Here is a 4,432-nt window from a genome sequence, read left to right on the forward strand (position 1 = left end):
CGGCATGCCTCGCCTCACTTAACCTCAACTACTCGAACCGCCCGGTGCGGACCCGCATGCCGGGTGGTGTGGGAGGGGACCGGCCAGACAACTGGCCGCCCCTATCCCGATTCGTCCATAGAACGGGGCGCCATGCTAATTCGACGGGAATTTGTTAACGAACAGTTACGTTGAGCGTTATCAAGCCCTGCAATTGTCGCGTCTGGCATTTTTGACGTTCAGTTTTTTCTGCGGGAAGAGTCTCAATGAACTTTCTGAACGTCGCGGGTCTTTCGCCCGAGCTCACCCAGTCGTACCGCCCCATCCGCCTACGTTTATTGCACCCGCAGTCCATTCTCGATGACGTCTTGTTGGTCAAGCATGTCAGCGGCCGGGAAGCGCTATGCGGCGATATCGAATATCGCTTGCTGTGCGTCTCCACCCGGGCGGACCTGCCGCTCAAGGAATTCATTGCGCTGCCGGCGGAACTGCAATTCGTCACGGATCGTGGCCGCTTGCGTTCGGTGTGCGGCATCGTCGCTCAGGCGTGCGCGGGGCAAAGCGATGGAGGACTTGCGACTTACCAGTTGCTGATACGCGACGCGCTGGCCATGATGGAGCGGCGCACCAATACCCGCGTGTTCCGCACCATGAACGAAGTCGACATCAGCGCGGCCGTCATCCGTGAATGGCGATGTATCAATCCGGTGCTGGCCAAAGCCTTCGACATCGATACAAGCGGTATCACAGGCGTCTATGCACCGCGCGAGTTCACGATGCAGCACAACGAGTCGGATGCTGCGTTCCTGCGCCGTTTGTGGAAGCGGCAAGGGATCGCCTGGGGCTTCCGGCCCGGCCAAGCCAGCGAGTCCAGCAGTCCGGCTGCGGCTTCCCATACGCTCGTGTTGTTCGATACGCCACAGTCACTGGAACAGAATGCTGCCGGTACGGTGCGCTTTCATCGCGATGCCGGTACCGAAGCGCGCGATGGCGTCATCAACTGGAGCGCCGTTCGCACCCTGGCTCCAGGCAGAATTGCCCGTCAAAGCTGGGATCACAAGCAAGGCCGGATGATGTCGGTTCAATCGCCGACCACGATGCGGCAAGGCGAATACGGCGACCAGTTCGCGTTCAGTCTGGACGACTACCAGATCGACGCGCCCCACCTTGGTGACGATGACAGCGACTACCGCAGGCTCGGCGAATTGCGGATGCAGCGTCACGAATACGAAGCCAAGTGCTTTCATGGCGAAAGCGGCGTGCGCGATCTGTGCGTCGGGGAGTGGATCCTGCTCGATGGGCATCCCGACATCGATACCCACGCGGAGGATGAGCGTGAGTTCGTGCTCACGGACTTGTCCCTGGTTGCCGAGAACAATCTTCCCAAGGACGTCGACGAGCGGGCCCGGCGTCTGTTTGCTGCCAACGCCTGGCAGCAGGACTCAACTGGGGACGCGCTGGTACAGGCCAGCGAGGAGCGCGGCGTCAAGTACACCAATCGTTTTACCTGCGTGCGCCGCGGCATCCCGATCGTGCCAGGTTACGACCCGTGTACCGACCTGCCGCGCGTGCGATTGCAGTCCGCGATCGTCGTCGGTCCGCCGGGAGAAGAAGTGCATTGCGATGCACTCGGCCGGATCAAGCTACGCTTTCTTGGCACGCGCGAACAGGACCATCCGGACGGCGCCGGGGCCAGCAATAGCGACCGCGATTCGGCGTGGGTGCGCGTTGCCAGCCATTGGGCGAGCGATCGCTGGGGCGCCATTAGTCTGCCCCGTGTCGGGGATGAGGTACTGGTGGACTTCCTGGGAGGCGACCCGGACAAGCCGATTGTCATCGGCCGCGTGTTTGGCGGCACGGCATTGCCGCCAGCGTTCAGCCATGCAGGTGACTTGCCCGGCAACCGCTTCATTGCGGGCATCAAGAGCAAGGAAGTGCAAGGCATGCGCTGCAACCAGCTGCGGCTGGATGACACGCCAGGGCAAATCAGTGCGCAGCTGGCCAGCGAACATGGACACAGCCAGTTGAACCTCGGGTGCTTGACGCACCCGCGCAGGGAGGGCGAGGGAGAAGCGCGTGGAGAAGGGGCCGAATTGCGCAGTGATCATTCGGTCGTGCTGCGCGCGGCACGGCTCATGCTGCTCACCACTCAGGCTATGCTCGGCGCCTCGGGTAGGCAACTGGAACGCGAGCCTTTGCTGGCGCTTCTTGAGGGATCGGAGGGACTTCTCAAGGAGCTGGGCGAGTTCGCCGAACAGCACCAGGCCATGTCGGTCGATCTCGCGCCGCATCGGCAGTTGGCACAGGATCTGCAACAGGCAGAACAAACAGGCCAGAACTCCGCGCCGCTCATCGCCCAATATGCCGCGGGCGGTTTCGTCAGCGGCACGCCGAACTCGTCAGTCAGCTACGCCGGCCGGCAGCAGACCTTCGCAGCGCAGCAGCATATCCAGGCCGTCGCGGGGCAGCGCGTAAACATCCAGGCAGGCAAAGGCATTTCCCTGTTCGCGCACCAGGACGGCATGAAGCATATCGCGCGCGCCGGCAAGCTGGATATCCAGGCGCAGCAGGATAGCATCGGCATCGCGGCGGATCGCGACGTCAAGATCACTGCCAGCCAGGGCGAGATCGTAATCGCGGCGAAGAAGAGCCTGACGCTGCTCTGCGGCGGCGCCTACATCAGAATCGCGGACGGCAAGATCGAGCATGGCTGTGCTGGTGACTTCACCGTGAAGGCCGGCATGCACAAGTGGGGCGGCCCCGCCCAGCAGGAGGCGCAGTTGCCGTTCTTCCCGACTGCCGAACACACCAACTGGCTGAAACTCGATCTCGATGGCTACGAGGGGGCGGCGATGGCCGGCGTGCCCTACATCCTGCATTTCGCGGACGGCCAGACAAAGGATGGCACGCTCGACGGCAGTGGCATGGCCGAGGAGCGTAATTTGCCCGACACCGTCTCGAAAGTCGTCTATCACAACGTGCCGTCCGCCAAGGACCAGCCAAGGCCCACGGCTGGCGACCTTTTGTCCAGCCTGGATCCGCTCGTGGCCCAGGAACCGAACCTGATCGACATGTCCCAAGATCGCAGGGGGAAATAATGGCGGATCAAACACTCGATGCACTGAACGAGGTGCATGGGCAGGCAAAGCCGGACGATGTGGGGATAGGCGAGTGGATCTGGGGTGCACTGCAAGGCGATTTCAATGCCGAACGGACGAGCGGGCAGATCGGCTTCGACATGGTGGTGTCGCTGTTTCCGATCGTCGATACCTTGTGCGACCTGCGTGACCTGTGCGCGAACGTCCGGCAGTACCGCAAGGATCCGGCCAACAAGGTGACGCTGTTCTTCATTGCGACCACGATAGTCGGCTTCATTCCGGAGGTCGGTACGGTCGTCAAAAGCGTACTGCGCCTGGTCTGGGTCTACCTGAAGCCCCTGGTCAAGCATGCCGATGACATCACCAACACGGGCAAGCTGGTGGCGGCCGCCGGTCGGGCATGCGATGCCGCGCTGCCGAAGATCACCGAATACGTGCAACACAACCGCGTAGCGAAATGGGCGACGGACGGCAAGCTGCCGGATATCTACCAGTTCGCGGCCAAGACCATCCGCGAGGCGGGTGACAAGCTCAATCCGGCCAAGCTCAAGGCCATGCTGGATGAGAAATTCGATGAACTGAAGGCATTGCTCGAGAAGATAAGGCCGATCGTGCCGAGTAATGTGCGCGAGCATCTCGACGAACTGCTGAAGTTTATCGATGCGAAGCGGCGCGCTATCAGCGGGGCTGTTCAGACCTATGCGAAGCCGGTGCAGACTGTGCTCAAAGTGATTGCGAAGAAGCTGGATGACCAGGCTTGGAAGGTCGAGACTTACCGGACCAATCGGGGATGGATCGCGCCAATTTCGGAATCGGGGTCGGCGAAGCTGATCAATGCGAAGCCGCCGAAGTGGGTAGTGAAGCGGCCTAGGGAAATGAAATTTCCGCAGATGCAGATGAATGAAAAAATTAACAGGTTGGCAAGAAATCATCCAGACCATCCGCCACTTGAAAAGTGGCTCGTCGAAACTTTTTCGAATAAAGGAAAGAAGATCCAAGCAGATACGATTAAAGGACCCGCGAAGCTATACCGTGTTGTCGATCCATCCAATGAAGGCGCTGGCATATTTTGGATGACAGAGGCCGAGTTCAAGACAATCAAGAATCGGGATGAATGGCGCAGCAAGTTTGCGGTTAAACCAGAATGGAACCAGAATGGATGGGTCGTCGAATACGAGATCAAGGCAGGAGAGTCGCTAAATGTTTGGCGGGGACCGGCCGCGGGGCAAGACCTCAAAGTGAGGTGTACTGTCAATAACGGACACGCATGTCTTAAGCCGCCTGCGGCTGTTCGCTGAAGGATTCGGCGAACAACGCTGGCGGAACAAAGCCGATGCGGGAATGGCGCCGCTGTC

Annotated in this window: 2 protein-coding genes; both read left to right on the plus strand. The window is 60.4% G+C overall.

The window, feature by feature from the left end:
* Nucleotides 1–245 precede the first annotated feature (245 nt).
* Nucleotides 246–3,077, plus strand: a complete 2,832-nt coding sequence (locus AC56LK_RS25155) for a type VI secretion system Vgr family protein (RefSeq protein ID WP_497187171.1) — start codon at nucleotides 246–248, stop codon at nucleotides 3,075–3,077.
* Nucleotides 3,077–4,375, plus strand: a complete 1,299-nt coding sequence (locus tag AC56LK_RS25160) for a hypothetical protein (RefSeq protein ID WP_497187172.1) — start codon at nucleotides 3,077–3,079, stop codon at nucleotides 4,373–4,375. The genes AC56LK_RS25155 and AC56LK_RS25160 overlap by 1 nt, the downstream gene beginning before the upstream one ends.
* The last annotated feature ends 57 nt before the right edge of the window (nucleotides 4,376–4,432 follow it).

The organism is Telluria sp. ZB4P36 (assembly GCF_059685865.1).